Consider the following 15,957-nt stretch of genomic DNA (forward strand, 5'->3'; position numbering starts at 1 on the left):
CCCAAGCACCCCACCGTACCGAAGTGGCTGACCAAGCATCCGGCGCTTCACCCTGCGCTTCACACCCACCTCGGCGTCGTGGCGGAAGAGGGTCGAGCGATGCTTCCGCGACATCACAACACCAACCCCACACGGGAGCGGCACACCGCTGCCGTGCGCCGGCGGAAAAGTCACAGCGATTGACTCTCCGGCGGCCCTTCCCTACCGTTGCCCGCAGACACGCTCCGAGGAGATCCACGATGCCGCCGTCCGCAGTTCGACACCGGCTGAGAACCTGGGTCCTGGCGCTGTCGCTCGCCACCGGCGCTGCCTCGGTGGTGCCTACGGCCGAGGCGATGCCGGAGTTCGCCCGTCGCTACAGCATGAGTTGCGCAGCCTGTCATTCGGCGTTTCCGCGCCTGAACCGCTTCGGCAAGGAGTTCGCGGCCAACAACATGCGGCTGCCGAACTGGAAGGACACCACCGTGAAAACCGGCGATCCGTCCCTCGCGCTGCCCGCCTACCCGCCGTTCGCGGTGCGTGCGCAGGCGTACACGCAGGCCCGCAACGGCCGCTCGATCGATCCGCTGACCGGCCGCACCGAATCCGCCAGTACCGATTTCCAGTCGCCGTATCTGGTCAAGCTGCTTTCCAGCGCGCCACTGAGCGACAACATCACCTACTACTTCTACGCGATCATGGCCGAGAAGGGTGTCAACGGCGAGACACTGGTCGAGGACGCGTGGTTTCGCCACGCGAACGTGTTCGGCACCGGCATCGGCATGCAACTGGGGCAGTTCCAGTTGTCGGACCTGATGTTCCCGCGCGAGGTGCGGCTGCCATTCCAGGACTTCATGCCCTACCGCATGGCGGGCGTGACCTATGATCGCGGTGTGCTGTTCGACCGCGACCTCGGCCCGTTCGAGCTCGCGCTCGGCCTGAGCAACGGCAACGGCATCACCGACAACCTGAACATCAACAGCCCGGGCTATCGTCGTCCGGACAAGATGTTCGACAACGATGGATCGAAGACCGTGTTCGGCCGCATCGGCACCGACATCGGGCCGGTGACGGCAGGACTGTTCGGCCTCGATGGCGAGCAACGCAGCATCGCAGCCGGCAACGCCGGCCTCACGCGCGGTGCGCACGACTCCGACAAGCGAGTGCTCGGCCTCGACCTGTCGGGCGACATCGATGGCAGGATCTACTGGTACGCGCAGTACCTGTGGAACTCCTGGAACGGGTTCCTCGATGCAGACCCGTCGAGGGACATGCGCTGGCACGGCGGCTTCGCCGGTGTGGACTACATCCACAGCGAACGCTGGGCGTTCTCCGCGCTGTACAACCATGCCGACGCCAACGACTTCGACCGCACGGACACGATCTACGAAGGCATCGACATGAACAGTCTGAGCCTGACCGCATCGTACTATTTCATGCGCAACGTGAAGGGTGTGATCGAGCTGAACTACGATTTTCTCGATGCACGTCGCAAGTCGGGGCGTTACTGGACCGGCCACCTGGACCAGGAGCATTACATCCTGTTCGGACTGGACACGGCGTTCTGACATGCGGTGCCCACGGTGCGTTCTGCTGGCTGCACTCGCCACACTGGCGGCGTCCGGCAACACGGCCGAGGAGGACACCGCGAGCGGTCGCCTGCGGATCGAATCCGACCCGCCCGGCGCGGAGGTGATCCTGATCGGAGGCCGTGCCGGGCACACGCCGGTGACGGTCAGCGAGCGCGCGGTCTACCCGAACGACTACCGCGACGACCAAGCCGCACTGTACGGACTGGTCACGCTGCGCCGCGAAGGCTGCGCGACGGCTGTGCAGCGCGTGACGCTGGAACACCTCGCGCGCGGAATGCATGTCACGCTCGACTGCGACCCGCTCGTCACCGGTTCGCGACCCGCGGGCGATGCAACGGGTGCGCCCGCGCCGGCAGCCGCTGCCATGCCCGAAACGGTGCCCGTGCGGCGCTTACGCCAGTTGCAGGTACTGCAGGAACTGCTCGACGAGGGGCTGATCAGCGCCGAAGAGGAGCTGCGCATCCGCCGCCGCCTGCTGGCGCCATAGGTCGGGTTTCAACCCGACGGGTCAGGCGCGTGCCCGGTCGGCGTGTCGGCATGAATGCCGACCTACGTGGGTCGGGTTTCAACCCGACGGGTCCGGCGCGTGCCTGGTCGGCATGTCGGCATGAATGCCGACCTGCGTGGGTCGGGTTCAACCCGACGGGTCCAGCGCGTGCCCGGTCGCCCCCATCGTACGGGCGAGCGGCCGCTCGCCCCTACGGCCCGGCGCATCGCATCCCCATCGTACGGGCGAGCGGCCGCTCGCCCCTACGGCCCGGCGCATCGCATCCCCATCGTACGGGCGCGCCGGTGTACCATGCCGGGCATGTCGACCCCACAGATCTCCTTCATCGTCCCGGCGCACGACGAGGCCGTCGCGCTGCCGGCGACGCTCGCCGCCATCCGCGCCGCCGGCGATGCGGCCGGCACGCCCTGGGAGGTGCTGGTCGTCGACGACGCGTCCACCGACGGCACCGCGCGCGTCGCCGCCGATGCCGGTGCGCGCGTGGTGCCGGTGGCACTGCGCAACATCGGCGCCGTGCGCAACGCCGGCGCGCGGGAAAGCCGCGGCGAGCTGCTGGTCTTCGTCGACGCAGACACCCGCATCACGCCCTCGCTCATCGCCGCCGCGCGCGAGGCGATCGCCGGCGGCGCCATCGGCGGCGGCGCGCGCTTCGCCTACGACGGAAAACTGCCGCTCTACGTGCGCCTGCTGCTGCCGTATGTCGAGCGTCGCTTCGAACGCAAGAAAGTGATGCTCGGCGTGTTCCTGTTCGTCACCCGCGACGCGTTCCTCGCCGTCGGCGGTTTCGACGAGCGCTATTTCGTCGCCGAGGAAGTGCATCTCGGCGTCGCGCTGCGCAAGAAGGGCAAGCTCGTGCGGCTGGACGAACGCGTGCTCACCAGCGGCCGCAAGTACCGCGACCATCCCTGGTGGCGTGTCATCGCGGTGATGTTGCGCATCCGCCAGAGCGTGCCCGCAGGCCGCGCCTTCGTACAGGACCGCGCCAACCTCGGCTACTGGTACGACGCACGACGTCGCGAGTGAGACCGCCACCATGAGTTACAAACGCATCGCCACCGTCACCTGCCTCACCTTCTACGCGCTGCTTGGCGTCGCGCTGCTGCAGGTCGACTACGCCGCCATACCACCGATCGCGCTTGCGGTCAGCATTCCGCTGGCGCTTTTCCTCGCCGACTTCCTCTCCGGCCTGGTGCACGTCTTCCTCGACTACTACCCGATCAACGGGAAGGCCGGCTTCGACCGCATGTACGTCTACTCCGGCAAACGCAACAGCGACGAATTCAAGGCGTTGCGCCGCGCGGTTTACGCACACCCGGACGCGCGGCTGATCGACCACCTCGCCTACAGCTTCAAGATCCACCACGATCGGCCACGGGCGATGAACCGCAAGATCTACCCGGTGCATGTCTTCGAAACGGTGATTCCTGCGAGCGTCGTCGTGCTGCTGTCGTTCGCCGCGCCGCCGGCGATCGCGTTCACCCTCGCCGTCGCCGGCTTCCTGGTCGCCAACGTGCAGTTCATCCACGCCTGCGTGCATGACACTCCGCGCTCTCGCGTCTGGAAGCCCGTCATCCACCGCCTGCAGCGCTGGCACGTGATGTACTCCGCGCGCACGCACGGCATCCACCACCGCGAAGGCGTGTCGAATTTCTGCCTCGTCACCGGCTGGGCGAACCCGCTGCTCAACCCGCTGTTCCGGCTGATGCTGCGCGTGGGCATCGCGGATCGCTACCACTGGGCGCCACCCGGCGCGCCGCTGCCGCAACCGGGCACGCTGGACGACTGAACGTCGCCGTTCGCGCGACGTTCGCCCTTCACCCGCACATGCCACCCGCACATGCACCAGGATCTGCTCGATCGGCGCCGGCTCCTCGATGCTGGCCATGACTCGCACGGCCTTGCCTCAGCGTACGCACGTCTCCACGTCGATGTACGCACGTCTCCACGTCGATGTTGATCGAACACACGCTGCTGCCGTTGCGCCCGCGTCATCGACGCCCGCGATGCCGGAAGCGCGCGATCGCCGGGAAGCGCTGCACGCCCTGAAGTGACGATCCTGTCATCCACGGCGTCGAACCGTGACATCCGCCCTGTGCCTGTTATCTAATCGCCCCCGAGTGCATCCTCCGCAGCGCTGCTGCGTCGTGCGGAGGCCGCGCATGGCAACAACAACAGGGAGAACCCCGGCCGTGCTGAGCGCCCTCGACGAGACCCTGCGCCACCAGATCGCCACCACCTTCGATCACGCCGGCACCAGCGATCACCGCTTCTTCGACCGCTACTGGTTCGGCGTCTACGACCCGCGCGGACGCATGGCGCTGGTGTGCGGGATGGGGCAATACCTGAACATGAACGTGCTCGACGGCTTCTGCGCGATCCAGGTGCCGGGGCGCGACGGTGGCGTCGAACAGCACAATTTCCGCCTCTCCCGTGCGTTGCGCCCGCAACTCGACGAGACGCGGGTCGGGCCGCTCGCGGTGGTGATCGAGCAGCCCTTCGAGCGAATTCGCCTGCAGTGTGCCGCGGGTGAGCTGCCGGTCGCCTTCGACCTCGAGTGGCGCGCCTTCCTGCCGCCGAGCGAAGAGAAGCACCATTTCAACCGCGTGAACGGGCGCGCGTTCCAGGACTACCACCGCTACACGCAGGCCGGGCGCGCCAGCGGCAGCGTGCGCCTCGGCGACCAGGAGTTCGAGATCGAGGACTGGTGGGCGGGGCGCGATCACTCGTGGGGCGTTCGCTCGCAGGTCGGGGGTCACGAGCCAGTGAACGGACCCGGCGCCGAGGCGCTGCTGTCGGCGGCGGGTTACGTGTTCTACTGGCTCACGTTCAATACCGGCGAGTGCGGCGGCTACGTGCAGCTGCAGTTCCTCGGCAACGGCACGCGGATCTTCACCGACGGTGAGATCGTCTGGCCGGCAACGGGGCGTCGTTTCGTGGTGGCGGACGCCGAGGTCGAGGTCGAGATGCACCCCGGCACGCGGATCTACCGGCGGCTGCGCACGCGGCTGCGCGGCTACGACGGCTCGCAGGTCGAACTGCTCGCCGAGCCGGTGCTCGGCTACTGGTCGATGGACGGCACCGGCTACGACTGGGGCTGGAACGACGACAGGGGACTCGGTTACTACCGCGGCGAGTACGTAGTCGAGCAGGACGTCTACGACATCACGCATCCCGAGCGCGTGCGGCGGCCAAACGGCGAGGTGCGTACGCCCGGACATCGCGAGGCACCGTGCGCCATCACCGTCGATGGGCGGCTGGACCCGCGCAGTGCCGGGCACCAGGTGTTCGTCGCCAGTGGTCCGGTGCCCTGGCTGGACCTGGGCAAGTAACGCGCCAGCGACGCATCGCGGGGGAATCGACGATGGGCAGCACAACGGGTGCCGATGGCGCGTCAGTGGATCTGGCGCGATCGCTGGCGGCGTGGTTCGCGCAGCGCCATCCGCACGCACGCGACGTGACCGTGCCCGACATCGGCGCGCCGCGTGCCTCCGGTTACTCGAACGAAACGGTGTTCTTCCGTGCCTGCTGGCGCGAGGCGGGCGAGTCGCACGAGGCGCGCTACGTGGCACGCATCGAGCCGCGGAGGTCGCCGGTCTACCCGCAGCAGACGGCGACGACGATGGCCTCGGTCGAGCTGCAACATCGTGTGATGCAGGCGGTGGCGCACGCCGGTGGCGTACCGGTGCCGCCGCTCGCCGGTTACGAGCCGGGGACCGATCTGCTCGGCGCGCCGTTCTACGTGATGGGATTCGTCGACGGCGACGTGCCGAAGGACAACCCCGTCTACACCAGCGAGGGCTTCTACGTGGACGCCGCGCCGGCGGAGCGTTACCGCGCGATCGACGACGGACTCGCTGTGCTGGCGCACCTGCATGCGATCGATCCCCGGGCCGCTGGCCTCGACTGGCTGACCGGCGGACGGGATCCGGGACTGGATCGCCAGTTCGGGATCTTCCGTCGCTACGCGGACGAACTGCTCGCCGGGCGTTCGCATCCGGTGCTGGCGCATGCGCTGGCATGGCTGGAGCGCGAATCGGTGGCCGAGGGCCCGGCGGTGCTGCTGTGGGGGGACGCGCGTCCCGGCAACATGATCTTCCGCGATTTCCGCTGCGTGGCCGCCAACGACTGGGAAGGCGCCGCGCTGGGCCCGTCCGAGCTCGATCTGGGGTGGTGGCTGATGTTCGACCGCTTCGCGCACGAGGACAGTGCCCTGCCGCGGCTGGAAGGCGAGCCGTCGCGCGAGGAACAGATCGCGCGCTACGAACTGCACGCCGGGCGCCGCGTACACGATGTGTTCTGGCACGAGGTGTTCGCGGCGGCGCGCTTCACGATCGTGATGATCCGCACCTGCCAGCGCATGAGTGATTCCGGCGCCGTGCCGGTATCGGCGAACATGCCGGTCAACAACCCGGCGACGCAACTGCTGGCCGATATGCTGGAGATCCCCTACTCGTGGCTGGCCGAGGCGGGTCTGGGGTCCTGAGCTGGGTCTGTTTCTCCTCGTGCCACAGTCCGGAGCAACCGTCGATGACAAGCACGCACAAGACCTTCTGCCGTATCTGCCAGGCCTTGTGTGGCCTGGAACTCGAGATCGAGGACGGACGCGTGCTGGCGGCACGCGGAGACTTCGACCACCCGATGAGCCGAGGCTACACCTGCGAGAAAGGTCGCCAGATCGGTGCGCATCTGGCGAATCCGCAACGCCTGCGCGCGAGCCTCACGCGGGGCACCGACGGCACCCTGGCGCCGATGGCGAGCGAGGCGGCGCTCGCTGGCGCCGGGGAGCGCCTGCGCGCGATCCTCGAGCGCCACGGGCCGCGCGCGATCGCAACCTACGCCGGCACCGCCGCGTTCATGAACGCCACGGCCATCGGCGTCACGCGCGCGTTCCACGAGGCGATCGGCTCGCCGATGCGCTTCACCACGATCACACTCGACCAACCCGGCAAGATCATCGCGATCATGCGCCACGGGCAATGGGGCGGTGGCGGGCACTCGTTCGAGTCGGCAAACGTGGTGATGCTGATCGGCACCAACCCGCTGGTCTCGGCATTCCATGTGCACGGCGGTCCGCCGGGTTTCTGTCCGGGCGACCTGCGCCGCGCACAGCGCGAGCGCGGACTGCGCGTGATCGTGGTCGATCCGCGACGCACCGAGACCGCCGAACTGGCGGATCTCTACTTGCCGATCCGCCCCGGCGAGGACGCCACGCTGCTCGCCGGCATGATCCGGCTGATCCTCGCCGAGGGCCGGCACGACGCCGCGTTCTGCGCGCAGCACACCGCAGGACTCGAGGAGCTGCGTACGGCGGTCGAGGGTTTCACGCCCGATCACGTGGCGCGGCGCACCGGCCTGGACGCCGACGCGATCGCGCAGGCCGCGCGGCTGTTCGCGCAGGGGCCGCGCGGCGTCGTGACCGCGGGTACCGGACCGAATATGTCGGTGCGGCCCACGCTGACCGAGCACCTGATCCTCTGCCTGGACACGCTGTGCGGGCGCTGGAACCGCGAGGGTGAACGCGTGAACGCACCCAGCGTGCTGATGCCGGCGTTCCCGCGTCCGGCGCAGGCGTTCGCGCCCCCGATGTTGCCGCCGGAGATGAATCCCGCAGCGAACACGGAGCGTACCCGGCTGCGGAACCTGCGTCAGATCAACCTCGAGATGCCGACCAGTGCGCTCGCCGACGAGATCCTCGAACCAGGCGAAGGCCAGGTGCGCGCGCTGATCGTCACCGGTGGCAACCCGCTGGCCGCGTGCGCCGATCCGGTGCGCCTGGCGCGCGCGCTGGAGTCGCTCGAGCTGCTGGTGTGCGTGGACATCGCACTCACGCCGACCTGCCGGCGTGCGCACTATGTACTCGCGGCGAAGCACATGCTGCAGCGCGCCGACGTTACGGCGTACCAGGACATGCTCTACGAGCGGCCGTTCGCGCAGTACACCGACGCATTGATCGCCTCCGACGGTGATCTGCTCGAAGACTGGTACGTGTTCGCGGCACTCGCCGAGCGACTCGGTCACCGACTCCGGCTGCCCGGCGGCGAACTCGACCTCGCGCGCCACCCGACGACGCGCGACGTGCTCGCATTGCTGTACGCGCACGCGAAGGTACCGATCGACGTGATCGCGGGCTACGAGGGCGGACACGTCTTCGACGAGCTCGACGTGCAGGTGTGCGCACCGATCCCTGGCCTCGAGGGACGACTGTGCATGGCGCCGGACGGCGTGGGCGACGAGCTGCGCACGCTGTGCGCCGAGCCGGTTCCGGAGCCGGGGCACCACGGGCGCGATGGCCGCTTCACGCATCTGCTCGTCTCGCGTCGCATGAAGCACGTCAACAATTCGATCTGCCACGACTTGCCGCGCAGCACGGGACGCCACAATCCTGCGTTCCTCAGCCCGACGGACCTGGCGGCGCTCGGTGCGGCCGAGGGTGAGGTGGTGGAGATCGAGTCCAACCATGCACGCGTGCGGGCCGTGGTCGCGGTCGACGCCGGGCTGTCGGACGGTGTGGTCTCGATGGCGCATGCCTTCGGCGGCGATCCGGCCGCGCCCGACGACCCGCGCAGGCACGGCACGCCGGTCAACGCACTCGTGCCTACCGATCGCGACTACGATCCATGGGTGGGCATGCCGCGCCAGAGCGCGATTCCGGTGCGGCTACACCGACTGCAGTGAACGCGTGCCCCCCAACCAGAAGGGGACACTTCCAACTGGTTCGGAGGGGACATTACGAACTGGCGCCTACACCCTCCGTCTGGAGCCAGGCCAGCGGATCAGCGGCTGTAGTACGATGTGCCGATCGCTCGGGTTGCTCGCCGCGGCAGACACCATGCAGAACACCATCCGCATCGACGACCTCGCCACGCCCCGCTTCAGCCCCGAGGCGCAGGCGATCATCGACGCCGTCGCCGCGACCTCGGTCGTGCTCGACAGCGAGGCGGTGCTCGCTGCGGCCCGCGCGCAAACCGGACTCGACGACTTCGGCAGCGACGACTTCCGCGCCCGCCTCGACCTGATCGTGGACTGCATGCGCGAGGACGGTGCCCTCAGCGCCTTCGGGCGCGTGACGAACTTCGGCATGCTGCTGCGCTTCGCGGTCAACCGGCTGCGCATCGAGGACATCCTGCGCCGCCACCCCGAGATCCACGAACTGCGGATCGAACGCCCGCTGATCGTCGCGGGTCTCGCGCGCAGCGGCACCACGCACCTGCTGAACCTGCTCGCCTGCGACACCCGGCTGCGTTCGCTGCCGTACTGGGAAGCCGTGGAGCCGGTGCCGATACCAGGCGAGCCGCCCGGCCCGGACGGCACCGATCCACGCCTGCTGCGCTGCCGCCAGACGTTGCAGGTGCAGGACCTGCTGATGCCGAAGTTCCGGCTGATGTTCAACCTGCAGGCCGAGCGTACGCACGAGGAGATCGACCTGCTGGCGCTCGACTTCTCGACCATGCTCATCGAGAACCTGGGCATCTTCCCGCGCTGGCGCGATCACTACCTCGCGCACGACCAGACACCGCACTACGCGTACCTGAAGAAGGTACTGAAGGTGCTGCAGTGGCTGCGACCGGGCGAGCGCTGGCTGCTGAAGACGCCGCAGCACCTCGAGCAGTTCGGCCCGCTGATGCGGGTGTTCCCGGACGCGACCGTGGTACTGACACACCGCGATCCGGTGGCAACGATCGCCTCGATGGCCACCATGTCCGCCTACAGTGCGCGCATGAGCCGTGACCCGGTGCGCCCGGAGGTCGTCGGCCGTTACTGGGCCGACCGCATCGAGCGCATGCTGCGGGCCTGCGTGCGCGACCGTGCTCTGCTGCCCGCCGCGCAGTCGATCGATGTGCGCTTCCACGAATTCAACGACGACGACATCGGGCACGTGCAGCGGATCTACGCTCTGGTCGGACACAAGCTGCCTGCGGCGACGCAAGCCGCGATGCAGCGCTTCACCGCGGACAACGCGCGCGGGCGGGAAGGCAGGCTGGTCTACGAGCTGGCGGATTTCGGCCTGGACGTGCAGCACCTGCGCGAGCGGACGCGCTTCTACAGCGATCGCTTCGGAACCCGGACCGAACTCTGACGGACACCATTCATTCGACAGCGGAGAACCCCATGGCCATCCAGACCGAATCGCGCGCAGCACTGCGCGAACTCATCGAACTGCTCGAGGACATCGACGCGCGCTGGGCCGGGCCGGACTGGAACCTGCACTCGGCCGAGGACGTCGTCGACGCCCACCGGGCGCTGCTGCACATGCTCGAAGGCGGCCTGGTGGGGATGTTCGAGAGCGATCCCGCGCATCCGGAGTTCCGTCGCATCGTGACGCCGTCGCGCAAGTTCACCGGCGACAATTCCGATGCCATCTACTTCGACGCCCCGGTGAGCGCGGACCACACCTACACGGTGCATGGCAACATGGACGGCGCGGTCTACGTCTCGATCACGATCGAGAAGGGCACCGCCGACGGCAGTCTCGGCACCCAGACCGCCGGCATCATCAACGACACCCAGTTCGACGTCACGCCGGACGGCTCGTTCGAGATCCGTCTCGGCGGCACCCCGGCGGAGCGCAACTGGCTCGCGCTGCCCGAGGGCTCCTCGCGGATCACGACGCGCCACTACTACGAGGAGGAGCGCAGCGCATCAGCCGACCCCGCGCGTCATCCGTACCTGAACATCCGCTGCGCCAGCGTCGCCACGCCGCCGCCACCACCCGACGATGCCAGCGTCGCCGCCGGCATCCGCCGTGCGGCGCAGTTCGTGCGTTCGCGCACGCTCGGGCTGCCGCCCATGGCGCAGCAAACGCCGCCCGCGTTCCTGTCGCTGGCGCCGAACCAGTTCCCGGCGCCGGTGCCGCCCGGGCAGATGGGACTGGCAGCGTTCGACGCCGCCTACTCGATGGCGCCGTGGTACCTCGGCCCCGACCAGGCGCTGGTCGTGCGCGGGCGCTGGGGCAAGTGCCGTTTCGCGAACGTGTGCCTGTGGAACCGCTTCCAGCAGATGCTGGACTACGCCAACCGGAGCGTGTCGCTGAACCGCCGCCAGACCGTACTGGAACCCGACGGCTCGTTCCGCATCGTGATCGCGCACCGCGATCCCGGCGTGCCCAACTGGCTCGACACCGAAGGGCGCGCGCTGGGACTGGTGTTCTGGCGCTACTTCCTGCCGGAGGGTGAACTCGAGACGCCGCGCGCCGAGGTGGTGCCGTTCGCTTCGATCGCCGGCAACGCCAGGTAAACGAAACGGTACGCCAGATCGAAGTCCCTGTCTTCGGGGCAGTAGTGCAGGCCGTTGCGGCGAACCGGCTGCGGTTCGCCCGTCAGGGGTGAGGGATGTCAGGAATTTTTACATGTTTGCGCTGCCGGCTTCGTCTGATGGCTTCGCCATTCCTGTAAATGACTGTTCTTGAGCCACTATTTCATGTCTTGCCGGGATTGGCACGAATCTGGCCTCGCTTGCCGCAGCCCGGGGAGTTCCCGTAATCAAATCAATTGGGAGACAAACATGAACACGACGACATCGAGGATGTACAAGGCCAGTCTGCTGGCACTTGCGCTGAGCGCAGGCAGCGCCTCCGCTGCGCAGATCTACTGGACGGACTGGACCGGAAGCGACCTGGATCCCAGCGTGGGCTTCGAGGGCACGGGCACGATCACGACGTCGAGTTCGACGGTGACCGTGACCTACACGAACCCGCAGGGGGTCGGTTTCTACCAGCCGAGCGGTGGCCCGTACTACTACAGCGGCGGCACCGACGGCCCCAGCGGCACTTCGCCATTCACGAGCACTGCGGTGGACAACCGCCCGGGCACGACCGACATCATCGCCCTGCGGTACGCAGGCACGCAGACCCTGAGCTTCTCGCAGGCGATCGCGAATCCGGTGTTCGCCTACGTCAGCCTCAACGGCAACGGCTACGGTTTCGATCAGGACTTCGACATCCTCAGCTTCGGCCACAGCACTGACGGCAATGCCTGCGGCTACTGGGGCTGCGGCACCTCGTACAAGAATGTGGTGACAGTCAACGGCGAGACGGAATACCAGTTGCTGGGCACCGGCGAGCCGCACGGCACGCTGCAGTTCCGGGGGACGTTCGACACCGTGAACTGGCGCAGTCTCAGCAACGAGTTCTGGAACGGCTTCACGGTGGGCGTGCAGGGGACGGCGGTCGAATACTGCACCGCGAATCCGACGGCGCCCGAATGCAACCCGAACAGCGTGCCTGAGCCCGCTTCACTCGCGCTGCTCGGCCTGGGGCTCGCGGGACTGGCGGGAATTCGTCGCCGCAAGGCCTGAGAGGGCGGTCTCGACATCGGTCGGCAAGAAACGGGAGCTCCAGCTCCCGTTTTTTCTGCTGCTCCCACGCGTGCACACCGCACCGGACCGGGACGCTTTCGAAAGTCGACCGCGTAGCCATCGCGGTCAGGACGCGTCGCAATGACCGATCGATCCTCGACGAGGACCGTGGTTCACTCGCGGGCTGCCGCAACCGGACGCGGGGCGAAGCGTGGCATCAGCGAGAGATCCGGCACGGGTACGACCGGCGGCATCAGCTGGGCACGACACACAGCGGCAGCTGCGACAGCCGGCGGATGAAGATGCTCGGCACGTAGGTCGCCTGCTGTATGGGGTCGAGCGTGATGTGTCGCGTGCGCGCAAGCAGCTCCTCGAGGGCGACACGCAGTTCGAGCCGCGCGAGCGGCGCGCCGATGCAGAAATGGATGCCGTAACCAAAACCGAGGTGGCGCTCGGGCTGCGGGCGATCGAGTCGGAGCTGGTCAGGCTCGCTGTGCGCCGCCGCGTCGCGGTTCGCCGCCGCCCAGCCGAGCAGCAGGCGATCACCGGCCTCGAGCCGCGTGCCATGCAGCGTGGTGGCCGAGCGAACCACGCGGTAATGGAACTTGAACGGGGTCTCGAGCCGCACCGCCTCCTCGACGAAGCGCGGGATCAACGCGGGTTCCTCGCGTAGCCGCTGCTGCAGCTCCGCGTCGGCCGCCAACAGGCGCATGGCGGAGCCGAGCAGGCTCGCCGTCGACTCCCCGGCTGCACCGAAGAGGACCACGAGGATACCGACCGCCTGCTCGTGCGTGATGAGGCCCTTGTCGACGCCGTCCGCGAGCGTTGCGCTCAGCGAATCACCGCGCGCAGCCGCCTCGCACGCGCGCACGGCATCCAGATGCGCCGACAGATAGCTGGCCAGCGCCTCGGTCTCGGCGAGCAGGTCGTGCAGCTGGGCTGCATCGAGACGGCCCGCCAGCAGGTCGCCGCCCATCATCGCCCAGCGCGTCACCGCCTCCAGCGCGTCGTCGCCAAGTGCGAGCAGCCGGATGACGACATAAGCGGGCAGCGGTGCGGCGAGCGCCGCGCACAGGTCGCCACCGCCGTCGCGCACGAAGGCGTTCACGCGCTCGCGCGCGAACTCGCGCAGCGGCTCCTCGAGCCGCGCGATGCGCCCGGCCTTGAGCGGCGGCAGCATCAGGCGCCGGTGCACCGCGTGCTCCGGTTCGTCCGCCGTGGCGATCACGTGACTGGAGGGGCCAATGACGGAGAGGTCGACGACCCGCGCCTTGCCGTCCTCGTCGCACACCAGCATGCCGCTGAGATTCGCCGAGAACTCCTCATGCCGGCGCACCGCCTCCTCTACCGCGGCGTGCGTGCCGACGAAGAAGGCGCGTGTGTCACCGATCGCGCAGACCGGGGCCAGCGCGCGCATGCGCGCGTACAGCGGGTACGGGTTCTGGATCGCGTCGGAGGTGAAAAACTCGCTGCCGTCGATGGCGGTCATGGGTGCTCCGTTCGGCCGCTGTAGGCGTGGGGGGTCGAGGACAGGAAGAATAAGGCCTCTCTCTGTCCGGAGCCAAGCCATCACGGTCTGCTGCTCCCAGGCGTGCGGGTGGCGCCCAACCCACGAATTGCCAGCATCCGCGCTGGGTCCTGCCCCGAACCTACGGACATTCGCCGGTAGATCCGGTGACCGCCATCGGGCGCCCCACGGCAGATGCGGTGTCGGATTAATTTACAACGCCCGTCCCTCATATCCGTCGACCTGAGCGCAACCCATTGAAATTCAAGCGACACCTACCTTGTGGCCCACGGTTTGCCCGGGATCGATCGCAGCACCCGATTCCGAACAACATAACGAGGAGAAATTTCATGAACACACGCATTCTGCTTTCCGCACTCGCGGGGCTGGTGCTATCCGGGCACGCGGTAGCCGTCACGCTGTACGCGAACGACTTCGACGGCGGCGTGGACGTCGACGGCGGCGTCGGCGTGGCCGGCTTCACCAACGGCGGACTCGACAGCGCCACGGTGGGCTCCTGGAACGCCGACGGCTGGTCGGGTTCGGTGTTCCGCAACACCAGCACCGGCGATCCGGCATTGCTGTCGGAGCTGACGCTGAGCAACCTCGCGCCGCACAGTGCGGTGGAAATCGACTTCCTGCTCGGCCTGCTCGAGAGCTGGGACAGCAGCGACGGCGGCTGCTGTGCGCCGGACTGGCTGGACATCTACATCGACAGCTCGCTGGCGGCGTCGCTGACCACGAATAACGCACTCGGCACGGTCGAGGATTACGACGGCGGCACCGAGTTGTACGAAGGCGTGCAGATCAACGGCGGAAGCTACTACTACTCCGACGCGTTGATCGACATGAGCACTGCGGGTTTCCTGAGCTTTGCGCACACCGGCAGCACGCTGACGCTGGGCCTGCAGGCGCGCGGTGGCGGCTGGCAAGGCGGCGACGACGAGAGCTGGGGCATCGACAGCCTGCAGATCAGTTACGACGGTCAGCGCAGCGAAGTTCCGCTACCGGGAACGCTGCCGCTGCTCGGCATCGGTCTGGCCGGACTCGGCCTGGCACGTCGCCGCCCGTAGGCCCGAGCCGTGCCCGGACACGGTTTGTTCGTGTAGATCCGGGGCGCCGCTACGCCCGCCCGCTACGCCCTCTTCTTGACGGCGTGGCGGTTGGCTGGGACTCGCGCGATCGACTCGGGAGACCCAGGGATGCAGACATCGGTGCGGCTGAGACTGTGGCGCGTGATCGCGCGCCGTCATCCTTCGGCATTCCTCCTCGCCACGCAGTTGCTGAGCCTGGTGCTCTACCCACTGATGGACCAGAGCCTGGCTGGCCGACGGCTGTTCGGAGGATTCACGCTGGTGGTGGTGCCGCTCGCCCTCTGGGTGGTGACACGCAGCCCGCTCCTCAACTGGATCGGCTGGCTGCTCGCCGTTCCGGCGATGTTGTTGACCGCTGCCAGTGTGGTCTTCGAGCACCAGGTACTCCTGCCCATATCAGCGCTGCTGGAGGCGGCGCTCTATCTCTACGCCGCCGGCGGTCTGATCGCCTACATGCTGCGCGATCACGTGGTGACCCGCGACGAGCTGTTCGCGGCGGCAGCCACATTCACGCTGCTCGCCTGGGGTTTCGCTTACGCCTACATGGTCTGCCAGCTCTGGTATCCGGGCAGCTTCACCGGTGTCGAGCCGGAGCGGGCGCGCACCTGGATGGAGCTGCTTTTCTACAGCTTCACGAATCTCTCTGCCACCGGGCTCGGCGACGTGCTACCCGTGACGCCCGAGGCGCGTGTCCTCACCATGCTCGAGCAGTTTGCCGGCGTGGGCTACATCGCCACCGTCGTCTCGCGCCTGATCGGCCTCACTGTCATGCGTCGCTCGTGAGGGCTGTCCACCGCCATCCACCTCACTGACTGGTCGTGGGGCACCCGTCGCCCCTGCAACCCCGCAGATCGCATCTCCATCACACGGGCGAGCAGCGGCTCGCCCCTACAACCCCGCGGATCGCATCCCCATCGTACGGCGAGCGGCTGAGCTTGACCAGACTATCTGAGGGATTTCCGGCCGTTTTTTGTCACGGTTGGT

General features: G+C 67.9%; 13 protein-coding genes. 12 read left to right on the forward strand and 1 reads right to left on the reverse strand.

Going from position 1 to position 15,957, the window contains the following annotated elements; genetic code table 11:
* The first annotated feature begins 239 nt into the window (after window positions 1–239).
* The 10 genes from H7A12_05665 (at window position 240) to H7A12_05710 (ending at window position 12,372) form a co-directional block, all read left to right on the forward strand.
* Window positions 240–1,547 carry a hypothetical protein gene (locus tag H7A12_05665; GenBank protein ID MCP5320301.1) on the forward strand — a complete coding sequence of 436 codons (1,308 nt, stop codon included), beginning with the start codon at window positions 240–242 and terminating at the stop codon, window positions 1,545–1,547.
* 1 nt (window position 1,548) lies between these two features.
* A complete protein-coding gene (locus H7A12_05670) occupies window positions 1,549–2,058 on the forward strand; it encodes a PEGA domain-containing protein (protein MCP5320302.1) in 510 nt (169 codons plus the stop codon).
* Between the two features lie 321 nt (window positions 2,059–2,379).
* Window positions 2,380–3,102 (forward strand): glycosyltransferase, encoded by a 723-nt coding sequence (locus tag H7A12_05675; protein MCP5320303.1) that lies wholly within the window; start codon window positions 2,380–2,382, stop codon window positions 3,100–3,102.
* Between the two features lie 10 nt (window positions 3,103–3,112).
* Window positions 3,113–3,865 carry a hypothetical protein gene (locus tag H7A12_05680; GenBank protein MCP5320304.1) on the forward strand — a complete coding sequence of 251 codons (753 nt, stop codon included), beginning with the start codon at window positions 3,113–3,115 and terminating at the stop codon, window positions 3,863–3,865.
* 373 nt (window positions 3,866–4,238) lie between these two features.
* Window positions 4,239–5,408, forward strand: a complete 1,170-nt coding sequence (locus H7A12_05685; protein MCP5320305.1) for a hypothetical protein — start codon at window positions 4,239–4,241, stop codon at window positions 5,406–5,408.
* A gap of 32 nt (window positions 5,409–5,440) precedes the next feature.
* Window positions 5,441–6,562, forward strand: a complete 1,122-nt coding sequence (locus H7A12_05690) for a phosphotransferase family protein (GenBank protein MCP5320306.1) — start codon at window positions 5,441–5,443, stop codon at window positions 6,560–6,562.
* 44 nt (window positions 6,563–6,606) lie between these two features.
* On the forward strand, window positions 6,607–8,754 hold the full coding sequence (locus H7A12_05695; protein MCP5320307.1) for a molybdopterin-dependent oxidoreductase: 2,148 nt from the start codon (window positions 6,607–6,609) through the stop codon (window positions 8,752–8,754).
* A 154-nt stretch (window positions 8,755–8,908) separates the two neighbouring features.
* Entirely contained in the window at window positions 8,909–10,156 is a 1,248-nt protein-coding gene (locus H7A12_05700) for a sulfotransferase (protein MCP5320308.1), read from the forward strand.
* A gap of 32 nt (window positions 10,157–10,188) precedes the next feature.
* A complete protein-coding gene (locus H7A12_05705) occupies window positions 10,189–11,313 on the forward strand; it encodes a DUF1214 domain-containing protein (GenBank protein MCP5320309.1) in 1,125 nt (374 codons plus the stop codon).
* A 288-nt stretch (window positions 11,314–11,601) separates the two neighbouring features.
* A complete protein-coding gene (locus tag H7A12_05710) occupies window positions 11,602–12,372 on the forward strand; it encodes a PEP-CTERM sorting domain-containing protein (GenBank protein MCP5320310.1) in 771 nt (256 codons plus the stop codon).
* Between the two features lie 253 nt (window positions 12,373–12,625).
* On the opposite strand, the gene H7A12_05715 is transcribed toward H7A12_05710, so the two are convergent.
* Entirely contained in the window at window positions 12,626–13,861 is a 1,236-nt protein-coding gene (locus H7A12_05715) for a cytochrome P450 (protein MCP5320311.1), read from the reverse strand.
* Window positions 13,862–14,229: 368 nt separating this feature from the next.
* Between H7A12_05715 and H7A12_05720 the strand changes: the two genes are divergently transcribed.
* Both H7A12_05720 and H7A12_05725 read left to right on the forward strand, forming a co-directional pair.
* Complete coding sequence (locus H7A12_05720; protein ID MCP5320312.1) at window positions 14,230–14,952, forward strand: PEP-CTERM sorting domain-containing protein; 723 nt, start codon at window positions 14,230–14,232, stop codon at window positions 14,950–14,952.
* Window positions 14,953–15,081: 129 nt separating this feature from the next.
* Complete coding sequence (locus H7A12_05725; protein ID MCP5320313.1) at window positions 15,082–15,756, forward strand: two pore domain potassium channel family protein; 675 nt, start codon at window positions 15,082–15,084, stop codon at window positions 15,754–15,756.
* The last annotated feature ends 201 nt before the right edge of the window (window positions 15,757–15,957 follow it).

The organism is Pseudomonadales bacterium (assembly GCA_024234165.1).
Classification (GTDB): domain Bacteria; phylum Pseudomonadota; class Gammaproteobacteria; order Pseudomonadales; family UBA5518; genus UBA5518.